The sequence below is a fragment of the Pseudomonas sp. GW821-FHT02A08 genome, assembly GCF_059422045.1.
The window spans coordinates 380,149-398,282 of the sequence record NZ_JBWKWD010000001.1 but is presented as its reverse complement, the minus strand read 5'-3'; the positions used below and the strand labels follow the sequence as shown (position 1 = coordinate 398,282).

Annotated in this window: 17 protein-coding genes; 10 read left to right on the top strand and 7 right to left on the bottom strand. The window is 60.5% G+C overall.

Translation table 11 applies throughout. The features are described 5' to 3' along the window. Positions 1-264: 264 nt before the first annotated feature. Positions 265-1,683, bottom strand: coding sequence for an aminotransferase-like domain-containing protein (locus tag AC07W4_RS01765; RefSeq protein ID WP_008046742.1), 1,419 nt, complete (start codon positions 1,681-1,683; stop codon positions 265-267). 148 nt (positions 1,684-1,831) lie between these two features. Here AC07W4_RS01765 and AC07W4_RS01760 point away from each other — a divergent pair, with 148 nt between their 5' ends. The 10 genes from AC07W4_RS01760 (at position 1,832) to AC07W4_RS01715 (ending at position 11,157) form a co-directional block, all read left to right on the top strand. After that, on the top strand, positions 1,832-2,932 hold the full coding sequence (locus tag AC07W4_RS01760) for an MFS transporter (protein ID WP_495031285.1): 1,101 nt from the start codon (positions 1,832-1,834) through the stop codon (positions 2,930-2,932). A gap of 43 nt (positions 2,933-2,975) precedes the next feature. Beyond that, the gene (locus tag AC07W4_RS01755; RefSeq protein WP_495031284.1) at positions 2,976-4,256 is read left to right on the top strand and encodes an ATP-grasp domain-containing protein; all 1,281 of its coding nucleotides are present in this window, start codon (positions 2,976-2,978) and stop codon (positions 4,254-4,256) included. 48 nt (positions 4,257-4,304) lie between these two features. Beyond that, complete coding sequence (locus tag AC07W4_RS01750; RefSeq protein ID WP_007986839.1) at positions 4,305-4,799, top strand: RidA family protein; 495 nt, start codon at positions 4,305-4,307, stop codon at positions 4,797-4,799. 84 nt (positions 4,800-4,883) lie between these two features. Next, entirely contained in the window at positions 4,884-5,369 is a 486-nt protein-coding gene (locus AC07W4_RS01745) for a cupin domain-containing protein (RefSeq protein ID WP_495031283.1), read from the top strand. Positions 5,370-5,613: 244 nt separating this feature from the next. After that, complete coding sequence (gene yfcF, locus AC07W4_RS01740) at positions 5,614-6,258, top strand: glutathione transferase (RefSeq protein WP_495031302.1); 645 nt, start codon at positions 5,614-5,616, stop codon at positions 6,256-6,258. Positions 6,259-6,290: 32 nt separating this feature from the next. Beyond that, entirely contained in the window at positions 6,291-7,631 is a 1,341-nt protein-coding gene (locus tag AC07W4_RS01735; RefSeq protein ID WP_495031282.1) for a KamA family radical SAM protein, read from the top strand. Positions 7,632-7,662: 31 nt separating this feature from the next. Further along, complete coding sequence (locus AC07W4_RS01730) at positions 7,663-8,538, top strand: branched-chain amino acid aminotransferase (protein ID WP_495031281.1); 876 nt, start codon at positions 7,663-7,665, stop codon at positions 8,536-8,538. A gap of 18 nt (positions 8,539-8,556) precedes the next feature. After that, positions 8,557-9,315 (top strand): TauD/TfdA family dioxygenase, encoded by a 759-nt coding sequence (locus AC07W4_RS01725; RefSeq protein ID WP_495031280.1) that lies wholly within the window; start codon positions 8,557-8,559, stop codon positions 9,313-9,315. A 67-nt stretch (positions 9,316-9,382) separates the two neighbouring features. Beyond that, positions 9,383-10,342, top strand: a complete 960-nt coding sequence (locus AC07W4_RS01720; RefSeq protein WP_008046731.1) for a diiron oxygenase — start codon at positions 9,383-9,385, stop codon at positions 10,340-10,342. Between the two features lie 14 nt (positions 10,343-10,356). Continuing rightward, a complete protein-coding gene (locus AC07W4_RS01715) occupies positions 10,357-11,157 on the top strand; it encodes an N-acyl homoserine lactonase family protein (protein WP_495031279.1) in 801 nt (266 codons plus the stop codon). A 115-nt stretch (positions 11,158-11,272) separates the two neighbouring features. Here the strand turns inward: AC07W4_RS01715 and AC07W4_RS01710 are convergent, their stop codons facing one another. From AC07W4_RS01710 to AC07W4_RS01685, 6 genes are all read right to left on the bottom strand, one after another. Then, the gene (locus tag AC07W4_RS01710) at positions 11,273-12,703 is read right to left on the bottom strand and encodes an aminotransferase-like domain-containing protein (protein ID WP_495031278.1); all 1,431 of its coding nucleotides are present in this window, start codon (positions 12,701-12,703) and stop codon (positions 11,273-11,275) included. Positions 12,704-12,919: 216 nt separating this feature from the next. Next, positions 12,920-13,624: a hypothetical protein gene (locus AC07W4_RS01705; protein WP_495031277.1), complete on the bottom strand. Its 705-nt coding sequence runs from the start codon at positions 13,622-13,624 to the stop codon at positions 12,920-12,922. Between the two features lie 210 nt (positions 13,625-13,834). After that, positions 13,835-14,662, bottom strand: coding sequence for an ABC transporter permease (locus AC07W4_RS01700; RefSeq protein WP_015093575.1), 828 nt, complete (start codon positions 14,660-14,662; stop codon positions 13,835-13,837). Positions 14,663-14,669: 7 nt separating this feature from the next. Next, entirely contained in the window at positions 14,670-15,542 is an 873-nt protein-coding gene (locus AC07W4_RS01695; RefSeq protein ID WP_495031276.1) for an ABC transporter permease, read from the bottom strand. Positions 15,543-15,552: 10 nt separating this feature from the next. After that, complete coding sequence (locus AC07W4_RS01690; RefSeq protein WP_007984193.1) at positions 15,553-16,665, bottom strand: ABC transporter substrate-binding protein; 1,113 nt, start codon at positions 16,663-16,665, stop codon at positions 15,553-15,555. A gap of 89 nt (positions 16,666-16,754) precedes the next feature. Then, complete coding sequence (locus AC07W4_RS01685) at positions 16,755-17,846, bottom strand: ABC transporter ATP-binding protein (RefSeq protein WP_108229059.1); 1,092 nt, start codon at positions 17,844-17,846, stop codon at positions 16,755-16,757. Positions 17,847-18,134: the final 288 nt, after the last annotated feature.

Sequence of the window (18,134 nt, the reverse complement as noted above, 5' to 3'; positions counted from 1 at the left end):
TTTTATGTACGACGCTGACCTCTTGTGGGAGCGGGCTTGCCCGCGAAGGCGGTGTGTCAGGCGACATTGATTCTGGATGTGACGGCCTCATCGCGGGCGAGCCCGCTCCCACATTGGATCAGTGGTGCCGCCAATTTTATGTACGACGCTGACCTCTTGTGGGAGCGGGCTTGCCCGCGAAGGCGGTGTGTCAGGCGACATTGATTCTGGATGTGACGGCCTCATCGCGGGCGAGCCCGCTCCCACAGGATTGAGAGCAGTCAGTTACTTAAGTGGTTTATCGAGCAACCGGAAAAACCGCTCGCGCACCTGCAAGCTGTCGCTGTGCGCCACGTTGAAGCGCAGGAACTGACTGGCATTCGGCCCTTTGCTCAGCAAGGTACCCGGAGCCAATACCATATTGTTCTCCAGCCCTTGGCGAGCCAGGTTCTCGGCGTGCAAGCCGTCTGGCAGCCGCGCCCAGATAAACACGCCTTCGCCGGGCAACGAGGAAAGCGAGCACCCAGCCTCCGCCAACCAACCGGCCACACGACTATTGGACTCATACAACCGGTCCACCGTGCGCCGCGCATGCTTGGCATAGCTGCCGTCGCTGAGCATGGTGCAGGTGATCTGCTCCGCCAGTTCCGACGTCACCCCGCCGCAGGCCATTTTCAGCGCGACCATGCGTGCAGCCAGTTGCGGTGACAGTACGGTGTAGCTGACGCGGCTGTTGGCGGTCAGGGTCTTGGAGAAGCCCGACACATAACTCACATTGTCCAGCCCGCTGGCCGCCAGGCGCGGGGTGCGGCGTTGCTGGATGTCGCAGTACAGATCGTCTTCGACGATGTGCAAGCCATGGCGGTGACTCAGCTCCAGCAAGCGGTAGACCTGGGCCGGGGTGAACGAGTGGCCGGTGGGGTTATGCAGCGTGCTGTTGGTCATGTACAGCACGGGTTTGTGGGCGATCAGCAGTTGCTCGAAAGCGTCGAGGTCCATGCCGTCGCAATCCCGGGCGATGGTGATGACCTTGGCCCCGTGCAACGCCAGGTTGGCGTGCATGTTGAAGTAGCAAGGGTCGTCGAGCAGCACGGTGTCGCCGGGTTTGACCAGCAGGCGCATCAGCAGGTCGATGGCCTGCATGGTGTTGGCGGTGGTGATGATCTGGTCCACCGGCGCTTCGATGCCGAAGGTGGCCAGCTTGACCCGCAAGGCCTGACGCAATGGCAAGTAACCGCCGGCCACGCCGTACTCGCCCATGCGCAACGATGTTGCTCGCAGGGTGGCGCGCACGGCTTTCTGCAATTCTTCGGCGGGTAGCCACGAGGTCGGCAGAAAACCGCAGCCGGGACGCAGCGTGCCGTTGTCCAGCAGCAGGGCGCGACGAATCACGCTGAGGGTGTCCTGGGGTTGCAGGTCCGGGCCGGTGCCACTTTTCAGCGCCGCTTCGGAGCGATGCACGTAATGTCCGGAGCCCTGGCGAGACACCACCAGCCCCTTGGCCCGCATGCGGTCCAAGGCATCGACCACCGTGGACTTGCCTACGTTCATCAAGTCGGAGAGTTCGCGAATCGGCGGCAGCTTGGCGCCGTGGGGCAGGCCACCGGTACTGATCGCCTGGGTCAGTTGATCGACGATCTGCTGCACCAGCGGCGCGCCGGGCTGGAATTCAATGGCGGCAATGACTGCGCGTTGAACCTGCATTTTACTGGTCTCTCCGGCAGTAAAGTTCGTTGGATTCTATACGAACTTGCCCTGATCAGGACAAGCCTCTCTCTCTACCATGCCCTTACAGACTTTTCTGAATGTCGGCCTTTGTCGGCGGGCGTTCACCCGGTTCCTGAGGTGCTGCATGAGTGTCGAAACAACGGTCGCGGTAGCCAAACCGGTCATAAACCTGCGGTTATTCACGATCCGGATCATCACCGCCGTCTCGCTGTTCGCGGTGCTGGGCAAGGCCAACGTCTGGCTCGACACGGCCACCAACAGCATCCTGGCCCTTGGATATCGCGCCCTGTTGCTGCTGTTACCCCTGACTTTACTGGTGCTTGGCCGTCGTTCACTGAGCGTCACGCTGCTGTGTGCAGGGCTCGGGCTGGTGCTTCTTGCGATCACCAGTAACCAGGGCATGGTGATGTTTGCTGCCGCACTGTTTGCCTACGGCATTGCCATTGCCGGTTACCTGATCAAGAGCGAAGCGGCCCAGACCAAGGAAGGCGCGGCCTACAACCGCGTGGCCATGAACATGGGCAGCCTGGTGGCCGGTTTGATCCTGCTGTCGCCGTTGCTCACGCCTACGATGTTTTTCCTCGGTGCGGCGGCGTTCGTGTTGCTGTGCCTGCCGATCGCCCTCGGCGCGACTTTTACCACCGAACCGGTGCTGGCCCGCCCGGCCAATCAGGTCGGCAGCAACTGGGGCAACAAACTGCCGTGGGTGATCGCCGGCATCATCATGGGCATCAAGCTGTTCGGGGTGTTCTCGATCCTGCCACAGGCGATCCTGCTCAAGACCGGCGAGCTGCCGGCCTGGTACGGCTTGATGCTGATCCTCAACAGCGCCGTGGTGGTGTTTGCCCAGGTGCCGGTGATGAAGCTGATCGAGCGCACCGGGCGCTTCAAGGTCGTGGCGGTGATCGGGATCATCGTCGGCGGCTTTGCCGTGCTGTCTTCGCCCGCCGCGTTCCACGTCGAAACCCTCGCCGGGGCGTTGATCTGGGTGGCGCTGCTGTCCATCGCCGAATGCGCGTTCAGCTATCTCGATTACTTCTCGGTCAAGCAGAACAACATGTTCGTCAAGGAAGTGTCCCTGGGTGTCGGGGCCGGGTTGACGGTGTTGATCATGCGGGTGGTGCCTGCGCCCTACAACGCGCTGGTGCTGGCCGTTATCGGTGCCGGAGGGATCCTGGCCTGGTACTGGCTCAACCGTAAATCCAATGCGTCGTTGCATGACTGAGTCATCGCCGTTGCGGTTTTCACTTTGCAGGTCGGGGGCATTAATGAATACGACTTCATGCGTAGTAGTGGTCGGTTACAACGGCAATCGGGTTCACGATATCCAGAAACTGCGCGAGCTGTGCAAGTCGCTCTACAACGCCAGGCTCATCCTGCTGGTCGAGAAAATTCAGCCCCATGACGACCAGGTGGCCGATCACGTCTGCAGCACTTCGCTGGCCGAAAAAGATGTGGCGGCGTCCCTTGAACTGGTGGTGGGGTGTCTGAATGCCGACAACTGGAAACTGATCGGCGTACTGCCATTCTCCGATCGCGGCGTGCTGCTTGGTGCAGCGCTGGCCAGCCACTTCGGCCTGCCGGGCATTACCCCGGACGAAGCGCGGGCGGGGCTGGACAAGCAGATCTTTCGCCGGCTCGAAGCGGCGGCCGGCACCTCCCCAGAAGAATACCGACCGGTGTTTTCCGCACGAGTCGAAAGCCTGGCGGAACTGCGCCAGCGCGTCGTTGAACTGGGCGGCAAAGCCTTCATCAAACCGGCCTGCGAAGGCGCCAGCCGGGGCTGTCGCGTCATCCATCACCCTTCGGAATGCGATGACGCCTGGCTGGCCCTGAAGCCTTACCGCGAAGGCGGCATCGTCCTTGAAGCGCTGGTGCAGAACGCCCGGGAATACAGCTGGGACTACGTGGCCGGCAGCACCTGGGTGACGGAAAAAACCACCACCGAAGGCGCCTACCGCGCAGAGATCCAGCAAGTCGTGCCCGCACCGCTTGCGACTGAGGTACAGACGCGTTTGATGGCAGCCGGTCGACATATGTCGGGTCTGGTGTCCCGGGACAACGGCGCCTGGCACAACGAAGTGTTCCTGCGTAGCGACAACCTGACTTCCGCCGTGGAGACCAACATGCGCCCCGGCGGCATGCACATCTGGGACCTGGCCAAACGAGCCTTCGTCAATTTCGATCCGTGGGAACGCTGGGTGCGCTGGGCGGTAGAAGGCCGGACCGAACAGCATGAGCCAGTGGCCCGCGGTTACTGCGGCATTCGCCTGCTCAGGGCGCCGACAGGCGGCATCCTGCGCGCGACGCCAGACATCGAGGCCCTGGCCCGCGCCCTGCGTATCGACCTGGTGGAAGGGCAGTACGCCAAGCGTGTCGGTGACTCGGTCAGCGCGCAGATCAAGGACAACTTCTCATTCATCGGCCACATCGTGCTGTTCAACGAACGCTACGGGCAACTGAGCAACGACCTGTTGCGTCTGGCCGAGGCGATTGAGTCACGCATCGAGGTGACTTGCCCGGCACCGGCCACCCGCGCCGTGGGCTGAGCCCGCAAGCACCCGTTTTTTGCATTACTGATCAAGAGGGTTCGATCAATGATCCAGCACATGACCTGCGATGAACGCTTCATCGCCCTGGCCAAAGAGTTCGGTTATGACATCTACGGCGAAAACACAGCAGGCGGGCATTACGCGCCGCTGATCCGTCATCACGATGAGCTTTACATCAGTGGCCTGGTGCCGCGCATGAACGGCAAGATCCATTACCCCGGCCGGGTCGGGCTGGACCTCAACATGGCCGATGCGCAAGCGGCGGCCAGCATCAGTGCGATGCGCGGCCTGGCGCTGATCGTCGATGCCATTGGTTCGCTGGACAAGATCAAGTCATTGATCCGGGTCACGGTCTATGTGAAGTCCACGGCGGACTTTGTCGATTTAAGCGAAGTGGCCAACGGCGCCTCGGATGTGTTCAGCCATGTGCTGGGCGATGCCGGTAAACATACACGCACCACGATAGGTGTGTATCAGTTACCCAAGAATGCGGCGATAGAAGTGGACATGATCGCCGCCTTGCGTCCATCGGTTTTATAAATTATTCCCCCGGCTTTACAGCGCTGAACCGTTAACTTAAGGTTTAGCGCTAAAGTATGGGGAATAAAAAGAAAGGGCGTGCGAATGGATAACTTTCAAGGTGCGTTTTTTTCATATAAGGACTTTCGTCAGAGCCTGCACCATCAAGCGGTAAGTGCCAAAGTGTGGAAAGGCACCGAACTGGCGGGTATGCGTCAGGCCCTTGAAGCCAGCGACATTGATATTGTCGCATTGGCTCACGACAAGAGCATTGAAGGCTGTGAGGTGACACCTGGCATGGCGATCGCCATGCAATGGCTGAACCCCGGTGTGACGCTCAACGGTCATGCCCATTCCTGGTGGCACCTGTTTGTCATCCAGTGTGGCAGTGGCGTGTTGACCCTCGGCGATGCCGACGGGGTCAACGTCAACAATGGCGACGTGTTGCTGGTACCGGCGTGGACCAGACACGGCTTCGTCAACACCAGCAAACACGAGCCACTGGCGATGCTGAACATGAGCAACATGCCGCAAATGGCGCTGCTCTCGAACTTCGCCGACAGCCATGGCCTGATCACCACCCAGGCGTAATTTCCCCCCGCAAACGCCCAGGGAGCCCACCTTCGTCGGCTCCCTTTTTTTGTTTTCAAGACCTGCCCCCTGTATCGCTTTTTGCAACGTTGTTGCCGGGGTTTTGGTTGTGTGTCTGTCGGTGGGAACCAAATTTCTGTATCGATTGAAACGGGCAAATTCTGTATCTATCCAGCTTTGATCCAACTAACTACGATCACTTCCAATGCACGTCAATCCCTGCAGTTGGTCAATGGAGTGTTCTATGGAAAACAGGAAGCTAAAACTGTATGTCGGCGCAGACTATGTCAGCGCTTTTGCGATGTCGGCTTTTGTGGCGCTCAAGGAAAAGCAACTTTCATTTGAACTTGTTAGTATTGATCTGAAAGCGCGCGAAAACTATTTGGCGAGTTATCGCGATCTTTCGCTGACCTGCAAGATTCCAACGTTAGTTCACGATAATTTTGCCTTGTCGGAATCATCGGCGATTGCCGAATACCTCGATGAACTCTCCCCGGGGCATAAAAAGCTCTACCCGCAGGACCTCCGGCAGCGCGGCCGTGCCCGTCAATTGCAGGCTTGGTTGCGCAGTGACTTGCTGGTGGTGCGCAAGGAGCGGCCGTTTGACCTGGTGTACTTCGGCAAGAAAAACACCGCGCTGTCCGACGAGGCCCAAACCGCCGTCGAGCGCCTGTTCTTCGTCGCCGAGCATTTGCTGGAAGAGGGCGCCGAGCATCTGTTCGGTGACTGGAGCATTGCCGACACCGACCTGGCAATCATGCTCAACCGACTGGTTGCCAACGGCGATCCGGTGCCGGCGCGGCTCGCGGCGTATGTACGTCGCCAGTGGGATCGCGACAGCGTCCGGGCATGGATGGACATAGAGCGCAAAGCGCCGGCCATCGCGTAACAACACTCAGGGCAATCACCAGGAGCGCGGTCATGCAAGGACTGTCGGAGCACGAACGCTACAAACCCTATAACTCACGCACCATCCGCGACACACCTTACTGGCACAAGCTGACGCCGGCGTTGCAGGAGGCGATGACCGTGGTGGCCCGGGTCATGCCGTTTCGCACCAACGAATACGTGTTGGGCACGCTGATCGACTGGAACAACATTCCGGACGACCCGATTTTTCGCATGACTTTCCCCCATAAGGACATGTTACTGGCGGAGGAGTATGCCTCGCTCAAGCAATTGATCGAGCTGGATGACAGCGCGGCGATCAAGCGGCGGATCGAGGCGATCTGGCGGCGCATGAACCCGCATCCGGCCGGGCAGTTGACCCACAACGTTGCCACCCTCAACGGCAAAGTCCTGCCGGGCATCCAGCACAAGTATCGCGAGACCGTGCTGTTTTTCCCCGGTGCCGGTCAGACCTGTCACGCGTACTGCACCTTCTGTTTCCGCTGGGCGCAGTTCATCGGCGAGGAAGAACTCAAGTTCAATGCCCGCGAATCCCGGGAGCTGGTCAGTTACCTGAGGGTGCATACCGAAGTGACCGACGTGCTGATTACCGGCGGCGACCCGATGATCATGAACACCCGCTCCCTGGCCGGTTACATCGAGCCGCTGCTGGCGTTGCCACACCTGAAGAACATCCGCATCGGCACCAAGTCCGTGGCGTACTGGCCCCAGCGTTTTGTCAGCGACAAGGATGCGCCTGAGCTGCTGGAGCTGTTCCGACGCATCGTCGCGGCGGGGAAAAACCTGTCGATCATGGGCCACTACAACCACCCGGTGGAGATCCGCCAGGTCATTGCCCGCCAGGCCATCGAGCGCATTCGCTCGACGGGCGCGACGGTGCGCATGCAGGCGCCGGTGATCCGCCATATCAACGAAAACCCCGCCGACTGGGCCGCGTTGTGGACTGAGGGAGTGCGGCTTGGGGCCGTGCCTTATTACATGTTCGTCGAACGTGACACCGGCCCCAGCCATTATTTCGCAATGCCGCTGGCCCGGGCCTTCGAGATCTTCCAGGCGGCGTACCGCACGGTGTCGGGGCTTGCGCGCACGGTGCGCGGGCCGTCCATGAGCACCTTCTACGGCAAGGTGTTGATCAACGGCATCGAGACCGTCGCCGGGGAAAAGGTGTTCGTCCTGCAGTTCCTCCAGGCCCGCGATCCGCAATGGGTGTTGCGCACGTTCTACGCGCGCTTCGATCCACAGGTGACCTGGTTCGACGACCTGCAACCGGCTTTCGGCGAGCGTGCGTTCTTCTTTCAGACCGAGCTCACCGCCGTGCCGGAATTGATACCCGTGTTGCTGGAAACGGCGTAGGAAAATTCATGAACAATGGGGAGATATGGATATGAGCAGTATCCCGTTTGATCAACGCGAGGGCGTTATCTGGCTCGACGGCGAGTTCGTCGAGTGGTCCCAGGCGCAGTTGCATGTGCTGACCCATGGCCTGCATTACGCGAGTACCGTGTACGAAGGCGAGCGGGTCTACAACGGCAGGATCTTCAAGCTGCGCGAACACAGCGAGCGCTTGTATCGCTCGGCGCAACTGATGGATTTTGCCATCCCCTATGGGCTGGCTGAACTGGAAGCGGCCAGCCATGAGCTGCTGCAACGCAACAAGGTCGTTGAAGGCTACCTGCGCCCGGTGGCCTGGCGCGGCAGCGAGATGATTTCCACCTCGGCGCGTTTCAACCGTGTGCACCTGGCCATCGCGTGTTGGCAGTGGCCGAGCTATTTCGACCCGGCGGCGCGCATGGCCGGCATCCGTTTGAAGACCGCGACCTGGCGTCGTCCGCCGCCGAGTAGCAGTCCGTTCGAAGCCAAGGCCTCCGGGCACTACCAGATCGCCACGCTGAGCAAGCACGACGCCGAGAACAATGGCTACCACGATGCGCTGATGCTCGACTGGCGCGGCCATGTTGCCGAAGCCACCAGTGCCAATGTGTTCTTCGTCAAAGGCCGGACGCTGCACACACCGGCACCGGATTGCTTTCTCAATGGCATCACCCGCCAGACGGTGATCGAACTGGCCAAGGCCCTGGACTACCAGGTGGTCGAACGCACGATTTTGCCTACAGAGCTTGGCGACTTCGACGAGTGTTTTCTCACCGGCACCGCCGCCGAAATCACCCCGGTGCAGAGCATCGATGGGCAACGTTACCGACCGGGTGACGCCTGCCGCGACTTCATCGCCGCCTACACCTCCACCGTCAACGCCGGTTAACCCGCCAGGAATCTCACCATGTCAGACCAAGGGATTGTTGCGTCTCAACCTTGCATTTCGCTCGGCCATCGTCATGAAGAACTGTCGACGTTGGGCTGGACGGTGCTGACCCCGGACGAATTTTCCGATGATGTCGTAGGCACCTTGCGCGAGTTCGGCCCGATCATTCCGCAGTTCAACGGCCAGATGGCCTTTGCCATTACCCGCAAGCCGGGTTACGAAGACTTGCCGTATTCCCAGAGCATGAACGGCATTGGCCCGCACACCGAAGCGCCGGTGTACGGGCCGCCGCCGCGCTACCTGGCATTGCATTGCCATAAACAGGCCAGGTGCGGTGGCGGGCACACCGGTTTGGTGGACGGTTACGAGTTTCTCAAGTCCCTGGAGCGCAGTGAGCCAGAACTGCGTGAGTGGCTGGATGACACGCCGGTAGAATTCGTCGCCACCGCCAAACCGGGGGAGCCGGGACAGCGGCGGGTCAAGGAGTACATCCTCACGCCTACGCAAGACGGGGATATTTTCCGCTTCAGCTACAACCAGTTTCACTACGGCGACGTGAACCCTCCCAAGGAAGCGTTGCAGCAATCGCTGGTGACCAACAGCACCTCGCCGCTGGCCAGGTTTGCCGTGCTCGGTGAAGCGTATTTCGTCGAGCACAACGTTCCGGTGCTGATTCCCGACGGGTGCCTGTTGATTTGGGACAATTGGCGAATGATCCACGCCCGCAGTCGTTACACTGACCCGGCGCGCAACCTGACCCGCTATTGGCTGGCCTGATTTTTCCGGCGCCCTTCATTCTTTTGGCGTACCCCTTGGCGGGTACGCGTCTTACAGGTATCGCGTCATGCAAACAGCAATCGAGATCGCCCAGGTCGATCATCAACTGATCGTGCGGCTCAATCAGGCCTGGACCAAGCGCGCCACGGTGTGTTCGCCGGACAGGGGACAGGTCAACGAGGAATTCGACCCGACGCGCCCGGACTACCCGGAGTGCATGGTGCCGTTCTTCCATCATCCGAAATTTCAGGCCTTGAGCGACGAGCTCAAAAGCAGCGTGGTGACCTGGGGCTGGATCGGCTACAACCTGCGCACCGTCACAGCCGAAGAACATGTGGTCAATCCGGCGCTGAGCGTCATCGCCAATCAGTACCTGGGCAAGGATGACTGGCATTTTCGCGAGGCCATGCAACAGACCCTGATCGACGAGCACTACCACACGCTGATGCACCTGCGCGCCATCGAGCGGACAAAGCTGGACCGGGCGCTGGATCAGGATCTGGACTTGCCGCCCTCCGTCACCTACCTGCGCCTGAAAGCCCAGCGGGAAGCACTGCCCGAGCAATGGCAGCGGGATCTGGCGGCGATCACTTTTGCGGTGGTGGCCGAGATCAGCGTCAACGCCTATCTGGACTTGCTGGCAGACGACCAGACCATCCAGCCGCAGAACCGCCGGGTGGCCGAGCTGCACAATCGTGACGAATATGCCCACAGCAAGGTGCTGGCCGAAGTGTCCAAGGTCATGTACGCGAACATGCCGCCCATCCAGCGGGAATTTTTCGCACGCAACCTGTCGGTGGCGCTGAGTGCTTTTATTGCTCAGGACTACTCGATGTGGGAGGCGATTCTGACGCAGCTCGGGGTCGAGGATGCGGCGCTGATCATTGCCGACACCCTCGAGAGCAACAAGAACGCGACCATCATGCGCGACTACAGCGGTCTGCATAAGTTGGCCCATGACCTGGGCATCAGCGACCAGATCGATTTCGATTTCCGTCCGACCCTCAAAACCACGGCGGCCGCCTGAACCCGGAGGTGTCCATGTCTGCTCCTGTGTACGAAGTGTTCGCTATCCGTGTCGGCGCAAACGCCCAGCGCACCGCCAGGGAGAATTTTCTCTACGATGCCTGCTGCGGTGATCCGAATGCGCCGATGCCGCTGGACTACTACTTCTGGATCATCCGCAATGAGCAGCAGGTGATCGTGGTCGACACCTGCTTCCAACCGGCCACGGCGGACCGGCGCAATCGCCAGATGTACCGCCTGCCGGAAGAATCCCTGCGGCAACTGGACATCGATCCGGCCGAGGTCGATCACCTGATCCTGACCCATTTGCACTGGGATCATGCCGGCAACCTCGGACTGTTCCCGAAGGCGACCGTGCATTTGCAGGAAGCGGAACTGCGTTTCTGCACCGGGCCGAAAATGGCCCATCGCACGGTGAACAAAACCTACGAGGTCGAGGACGTGATGTCGGCACTGCCGCCGCTGTTCGAAGGGCGGATGCGTTTACACAACGGTGTTGTCGAGGTAGCTCCCGGCGTGACCCTGCATCCGGTAGGCGGACATACGCCGGGCAGCCAGGTGGTACGGGTCAATACCGGACGCGGCTGGATTGTGCTGGCCTCGGATGCCGCGCATTTGTGGGTCAACATTCGCGAGCGCAGTCCGTTTCCGATTCTCGATGACCTGGCGCAGACCCTCGAAGCCTTCACCGAGATCGACCGCCTGGCCGACAGCGAAGACCACGTCATCCCCGGCCACGACCCACTGATCGCCGAGCGTTTCCCGCACTGGAATGACGACCCACATATCATTTGCCTGCACCAACCCCCGATCTGAACCCCACCCCAAAAACCTGTGGGAGCGGGCTTGCTCGCGAAGGCGTCAGCACATTCAACATTGATGTGTCTGACACAACGCTTTCGCGAGCAAGCCCGCTCCCACAGGTTCGTGGTCAACCCTGTTTTTTCAGGATTTGGCCCAACGTCTGCAAAGCCTCATCAATCCGCGGCGTATACGGCGTGCCACAGCCTATGCGCACAAAGTGATCGAAGCGATTGGCATTGGAAAAGATATCCCCAGGCGAAATCTGGATACCGACGTTCAACGCATCATGAAACAACGCCATGGACGAATGCCGGCGAGGCAGTTCCACCCATAACAGCGTGCCGCCCTGGGGGTTGGTCACGCGGGTGCCGAGGGGGAAGTAACGAATAATCGCCTCGCTCATCTGTTGACGTTGTTGGGTCAGGGTTTTCCTCAAGCGCCGCAGGTAGCGTTCGTAGGAGGGTGTACGCATGAATTCGTTGGCCGCCAGTTGCGATAACGCCTCGCACCCCCGCGATTGCGCATGCTTGAGCATCTCCACGCGGTCGTGCCATTTGCCGGCGCTGATCCAGCCCAGGCGCATGCCCGGTGCCAGGGTTTTGTTCAGCGAGGCGCAATAAATCACGTTGTCGGTGCTATCCCAATGTTTGAGCGTGGACAGCGGCCGCTCGGTGTCCACCAGGTCGCCGTAGGTGTCGTCCTCGATCAGCACGGTGTTGTGCTCTGCACACAGTTTCACCAGCCGGGCCTTGTTGGCGTCGGGCATGATGCTGCCCAACGGGTTTTGCAGGTTGGGGATGACGATCAGCGCCTTGATCCGTTCGGGGCCTTGCAACAGCCGTTGCAGGGCCTGCAGATTGAGCCCGGCATGGGCCGAGGCCGGGACTTCCAGCACGCGCAGGTTCAGGCTTTCGAGAATTTGTAGCAGGCCGTAGAAGGTCGGGGACTCCACGGCCACGGTGTCGCCGGGGCAGGTGACCGCGCGCAAGGCCAGGTTGATCGCTTCGGTGGCGCCGTTGGTGATCACGATCCGCTCGGGGGCCAGGTGGGTCTTGCTGGCCAGTGCCCGCCGGGCCAGGATGCTGCGCAATGCACTGTTGCCGCAGGCGCCGCCCGCTGCGCCGATCAGGCAGGTGTCGTTGCGCAGGGCCTTGATCATGTTGTCTTGCAAGGTCTTCAGTGGGTAAAGCTCAGGTGCGCAATAGGCGCTGGCGAAGTTGACCTTGATCGTCGCGCGCTGGCTGGCCTTGAGCACCGCGCAGACCTGTTCATGAATGCCGACATACGCGCGGGTATCCAGCGCCGGCGCCAGGGCAATCGGGGCGGGCCTGGGCAGGGTGTCGGGCTGGCGAATGTAGTTGCCGGAGCGCGGCCGGGCTTCCAGCACACCGCAGTCTTCCAGTTCCCGGCATACCTGCACGGCGGTCGACAGGCTGACGGCGTGTTTTTCCATCATCAAGCGGATCGAGGGCAGGCGTTCACCGGTTTTCAGGGTGCCGCTGCGGATAGCGTCCAGGTAGTGGTTGGCCAGCTGGCGATACAAGGGGGGCGTGTTCATGACGACCTCGGCAGTTGCACCACTGAGGTCTGGGCTGGAAAGTGAGTTGACGCTCCCCGCAGGCGGACCCGTGGTGCTCATGGGTGAAGGGAAGTGGTGTTCTGCGTCGATACTGGAAGAGTAATCGCGGTTTTGCCCGAATCACGGGCAATAAAAAGCCCCGCTCTGATGGCGGGGCTCTTTAGGGGGCGCTGAGGACAGTGTGGCGAGGTTGCCTTACTGTGCGGCGATGGAATAACCGTCGAACGCGGTCTGCTGTTGCAGGGCGGTGATGATGTTCTTGCGGTTGACGGCCAGTTCGGCACCGCTGTTGTCCAGGAACGTCTCGCTTTCCAGTTCAGCTTCGTCGCCTTCGCCAACGAAGGTGAAACCGAGGAATTCCAGGGCTTCACGGTCGACGTTCAGGCGCGAGCGCGGGGTGCGCAACGGCAGGGTGACGCTCATGCCGTCCTTGCTGATGGTGAACACTTCGACTTCTTTCTTTGCCTTGGCGGCTTTGCCCTTGCCGCCGCTCGGGTTGCTGATGGCCTGGTGGGTCTGGTTCAGTACTTTCAGGGCCAGGCCGTAGACGATTTCCTGGAACGCCGGGTCGTCCTTGAAGCTGGACAGGATGCGGCTGATCGGGAATTTGCTGCTCAGGTCTTCGAGGGCGGCGATGTCGGCAGCCTCGGCGTCCTTGAGTTGCTTGAGCTGGCCCATCAGTTCGTAGGCTTTGTCATCGTCGAAGCTGTCGTGGGCCTGGCGGATCGCGGCACGCAGTTCGCGGATCTGGTCGCTTTCGCGGGTGGACTGGAAAGCGTCCAGCACCATCTCGCTGATGGTTTTTGCCTGGGGTACGTGTTGTGAAAGATTGATGGAGTTTTCGTATTCCGCTTTGGACGACAAGGTGACTACGGTTTCAGCGGTGTTGGAATCGGACATTGAAATTTCACTACTTCTATAACTTGAATAGGGGCGAGAAAGCCCGGCGGCTTTTTCAGGTCGCCTAATCTATTGGACCGGGGCGGCGTTGTCACGGCCCAATAGACGAAGCCCCTGTAGGAGCTGCCGCAGGCTGCGATCTTTTGATCTTGAAAAATCAGGATCAAAAGATCGCAGCCTGCGGCAGCTCCTACAGGGGCGCGTATTCAGTCAAGGATGCAGGAGTTTCTGCGCGCGCTTGTCCGCCAGATGCTGAACCACCAACCGGCCGATCAGTACCAGCAAGGTCAGGCTGATCAGCAACACCGAAATCGCCGCGACGCTCGGGTCGACGTTATCGCGCAAGCCGCTCCAGATGCGCTTGGGCAGGGTGTCGACGTTGACGCTGGTGATGAACAGCGTGACCGCCACTTCTTCCCAGGACAGGGCGAAACCCAACAGCGCGGTGGAGGCCAGACCCAACTTCAGGTTCGGCAGGATCACCATGAATGTGGTCTGCATCAGGCTGGCGCCAAGGTTGCGCGAGGCCAGTTCGATACGCCGGTCGATCTGGCTGAGGGCCACCAGCATGGTCACTACGCCGTATGGCACCACCATGATCACGTGGGCAATCACCACGCCGGTCAGGGTGTCGTAGCCCATGCCCGGCGCGAAGCGACCGAGCTTGGTTTCCATGAAGTACAGCACCAGCGCGGAGATCACCGGCGGGATCGCCATTGGCAACAGCACCAGGCCGATCAGGGCCGTGGCCCATTTGGAGCGCATGTACCAGATACCGAGGCTGAAACTGGCGGCCAGCAAGGTGGCGATGACGCTGGTGGCGAAGGCGATGGTCAGGCTCTGGCTGATGGCGTGGAACCAGTCCGGGTTGCTCACCAGCGCTTCGTAGTGGCGCAGCGACCAGTTGCCTTCGGGCATCGACAGGAAGCGTTTGCTGGTGAACGACACCGGAATGACCGTCAGCAGCGGGAACAGCATGAAGGCCATGGCGACCACGGCCAGCAGCCGCGTACTCAGGCTTGTGCGATGGGTATTCATAGTGATCTCAGCCTACCAGTCGGTTGACGCGGGTCATTTTCAACAGCACCCAGATCAGCGCGCTGACCAGGGCCAGCAACACCACGCTCAGTGCCGCGCCCAGGCCCCAGTTGCTGGTCTGGAACATTTGCAGGAACACATACTCGGCGATCATCACCGTTTGCCCGCCACCCAACAGCACCGGGGTGATGAAGAAGCCCAGGCAAAACACGAAGACCATGATGAACGCGCCCAGAATGCCCGGCAGGGTCTGCGGCAGCAGCACTTGCCAGAAGGTACGCAAGGCACCGGCCCCCAAGCCGCGCGAGGCCATGAGCACACGTTGGTCGAGTTGACGCATGGTCGACAGCAGCGGGAACACCGCGTACGGGATCATCACGTGGAGCATGCCGATGACCACGCCGATTTCATTGCGGCTCAGTTGCAGCGGTTGATCGATCAGGCCCATGCCCATCAAACCGTTATTGAGCACGCCGTTGCTGCGCAGGGCGATCAACCAGCCAAAGGCCCGTACCAGCACGGAAATCCAGAACGGGATGAAGATGCAGATCTCCACCACGCGCTGCCAGAACGGCGGGCTGAACACCCAGCAGTACGCCAGCAGGTAACCGATCATCAGGGCCAGGCCACTGACGGTCAGACACAGGCGCAAGGTGCGCCAGAGCATTTCGTGGATCGCAGGGTCCGTGGCGATGCGCTGGTACTGCTCGATGCCCGGAGTAGGCAGCGAGAAGCTCCAGCCGACCACGCCGAGAAACGGCAGCACGTAGAAGACCAACAGCAACACCGGCAGCGGGAACAGCAGCAGGCCGCGCTCCAGGCCCGGCGAGCTGAAGCGGGGCTTGGGGGTGGTCAGGGTTGAGGTCAGGGTGGTAGTCATGGTCACAGGCTCACTTGGACAACCGTGTCAGGTACTCTTCCAGGGCTTTGGAGTAGTTGTCGGCGTACCACTGGGCGTTGAGAGCGATCTGTTTTTTCAGATTGTCTTCGGACGCACAGTTGCCTTCCAGTTGCTTGGCCGACATCAGTTTTTCCGTGGCGCTGTTCGACGGGCCGTTGCCCAGCAATTCAAACAGCTTGAGCTGGCCTTCGGGTTGCAAGGCTTGCTGGATGAACTGCATGGTCGGTTGAGTGCCGCCCGGGTTACCGTTCAGCACGGCCCAGCTGCTGGAATTGATAAAGCCGTTGTCGAAGCTCCAGCGCACGCGGTTGTCGGTGTCTTCGCTGAGCAGCTTGGCGCGGGTGTGCCAGATCGCGCCCACCGACACTTCGCCGTCGACCATCAATTGCTGACTCTCGGCCCCCGAGCTCCAGAACGACAGGACGTGAGGTTTGATCTCGTCGATCTTCTTCATCGCCCTCGGCACGTCCAGCGGGTACAGCTGATCGGCCGGAACTCCGTCGGCCAGGAGCGCCGCTTCGAGCATGCCGTTCATCCATTTGTACAGCGTGCGCTTGCCGGGGAATTTCTTCACGTCCCAGAAATCGGCCCATGTCTTGGGCCCGTTGTCGCCGAATTTTGCGCTGTCCCAGGCCATGACATAGCTGAACTGGTAGCTGGCGATGCCGAAATCGGAGGAGAGCGCCGGGGCCACTTGATCGCGCTTGATCACGTTGTAGTCCAGCGGCTGCAGGATCTTTTCCCGGCCCAGCACGATGGCGCTGTAGCTCTCGACGTCGACCACGTCCCAGCTTGGTTGACCGCTGGCCAGTTGCGAGCGGATTGCGCCCTCGGTCGGGCCGGCGCCGTCGATGCGCACCTGGATGCCGGTGTTCTTGGTGAAAGTGTCGGTCCACGCCGAGCGGAACGCGTTGAGAGCATCGCCACCCCAGTTGACCACCACCAGCGGTTTGTCCGCCGACCAGCTGATGCCGCTGCGCAGCGCCAATGGCACCGCAGCCAGCAGGCCCATGGCCTGAATGAAGGTGCGACGGTTGATCTGACCGTCACGGGCCTTTTCGATAAGCACTTCGATGCAGTCTTGTTGGTGATCCTGGCGCATGGGCAAGTCCTCAGTTGGCGGGTGTCTGCGTGGACACCGGCCTTTTTGTTGTCATTGGAAGAGAGCTTTGTGACGCAGTTTTTTGTGGTTCAGGCCTGTAGCAGAAAGCTTTGCTGCACCGGCCAGCTCAGCCACACCGGCGCACCGCTGGCCATCGACGCGCCCGGGTGATTGCCGGGGACGGACAGGTTGATCGGCAACGTATCGCCGCCGACCTTGAGTGCCAGATGGGTACTGGAGCCTTGATAGACCTTGTCGGTGAGTTGTGCGGGCATCACGTTGTAGCCGTCCCGGGTCGGACACTCGCTGTGCAGTTCCATGTGCTCGGGGCGCACGGCCAGCACGATCGGCGCCTGGCTCAGTGCGTTCGGCGCCTGGGCATGCAATACGCTGGTGCCGCAGCGGCCGCTGGCGGTCTGGCCGTTGCGGGTCAGGTTGTCCAGTGGGAACAGGTTCATCTTGCCCAGGAACTCGGCGACGAAACGACTCTCGGGGCGGTTGTAGATGTTTTCCGGGGTGTCGACCTGAGTCAGCTTGCCGTGGTTGAAGATCGCGATGCGCGAGGACAGTGCCAACGCTTCGTTCTGGTCGTGGGTGACGAACACGAAACTGGTGCCGACCTGACGGTGGATGCGTTGCAACTCGGTTTGCAGCTGTTCGCGCAGGTTCTTGTCCAGCGCCGACAGCGGCTCGTCGAGCAGCAGCAGTTCCGGCTCGAACACCAGCGCCCGGGCAATCGCCACGCGCTGCTGCTGACCACCGGACATCTCGGCGGGCTTCTTGTGCATGTGCGCACCGAGGCCGACCACTTCAAGGATGTGCTTGACCCGGCGGTTGCGTTCTTCGGCCGGGACTTTACGGATGCGCAGCGGGTAGGCGACGTTGTCGGCCACGCTCATGTGCGGGAACAGCGCATAACCCTGGAACACCATGCCGTAGTTCCGCTTCTCGGCGCTGCGCTTGATGATGTCGACGCCTTGTTCCATCAGCTTGCCCGAGGTCGGGCTGAGGAAACCGGCAAGGATCATCAGCAAGGTGGTCTTGCCCGATCCGGACGGACCCAGGAGGGTAAGAAATTCGCCTTGGCGAACGTCGAGATCGACGTTATCCAGCGCCGCGAAACGGCCGTAATACTGGCTGATACCTTGAGCGCTGAGCTGGATCGCTGAACGGCTGGACACAATGAGGTTCCTCTTTTTATTGCCCATATGACGTACGAGGACGGATGTGAATCCGAAATGGGCTTTGGGCTCATTATTGTTAAAAGTATCGCTACATCAATGGAATTATTTTGCCCGTATTGGTTAGTTTTTTTACCCGATTTCCCCTGATCAAAAACATCCCTGTAGCAGCTGGCGAAGCCTGCGTTCGGCTGCGCAGCCGTCGCAAGGCTTGAATGCGCGGTCTTGAAGTAGAACTGCGTTGTTTGAATCAACGACTGCTGCGCAGCCGAACGCAGGCTTCGCCAG

Coding starts and splice junctions, on each gene's coding strand:
- AC07W4_RS01765 (WP_008046742.1), bottom strand. CDS start 1,683: ATGCAGGTTCAACGCGCAGTCATTGCCGCCATTGAATTCCAGCCCGGC.
- AC07W4_RS01760 (WP_495031285.1), top strand. CDS start 1,832: ATGAGTGTCGAAACAACGGTCGCGGTAGCCAAACCGGTCATAAACCTG.
- AC07W4_RS01755 (WP_495031284.1), top strand. CDS start 2,976: ATGAATACGACTTCATGCGTAGTAGTGGTCGGTTACAACGGCAATCGG.
- AC07W4_RS01750 (WP_007986839.1), top strand. CDS start 4,305: ATGATCCAGCACATGACCTGCGATGAACGCTTCATCGCCCTGGCCAAA.
- AC07W4_RS01745 (WP_495031283.1), top strand. CDS start 4,884: ATGGATAACTTTCAAGGTGCGTTTTTTTCATATAAGGACTTTCGTCAG.
- yfcF (WP_495031302.1), top strand. CDS start 5,614: ATGGAAAACAGGAAGCTAAAACTGTATGTCGGCGCAGACTATGTCAGC.
- AC07W4_RS01735 (WP_495031282.1), top strand. CDS start 6,291: ATGCAAGGACTGTCGGAGCACGAACGCTACAAACCCTATAACTCACGC.
- AC07W4_RS01730 (WP_495031281.1), top strand. CDS start 7,663: ATGAGCAGTATCCCGTTTGATCAACGCGAGGGCGTTATCTGGCTCGAC.
- AC07W4_RS01725 (WP_495031280.1), top strand. CDS start 8,557: ATGTCAGACCAAGGGATTGTTGCGTCTCAACCTTGCATTTCGCTCGGC.
- AC07W4_RS01720 (WP_008046731.1), top strand. CDS start 9,383: ATGCAAACAGCAATCGAGATCGCCCAGGTCGATCATCAACTGATCGTG.
- AC07W4_RS01715 (WP_495031279.1), top strand. CDS start 10,357: ATGTCTGCTCCTGTGTACGAAGTGTTCGCTATCCGTGTCGGCGCAAAC.
- AC07W4_RS01710 (WP_495031278.1), bottom strand. CDS start 12,703: ATGAACACGCCCCCCTTGTATCGCCAGCTGGCCAACCACTACCTGGAC.
- AC07W4_RS01705 (WP_495031277.1), bottom strand. CDS start 13,624: ATGTCCGATTCCAACACCGCTGAAACCGTAGTCACCTTGTCGTCCAAA.
- AC07W4_RS01700 (WP_015093575.1), bottom strand. CDS start 14,662: ATGAATACCCATCGCACAAGCCTGAGTACGCGGCTGCTGGCCGTGGTC.
- AC07W4_RS01695 (WP_495031276.1), bottom strand. CDS start 15,542: ATGACTACCACCCTGACCTCAACCCTGACCACCCCCAAGCCCCGCTTC.
- AC07W4_RS01690 (WP_007984193.1), bottom strand. CDS start 16,665: ATGCGCCAGGATCACCAACAAGACTGCATCGAAGTGCTTATCGAAAAG.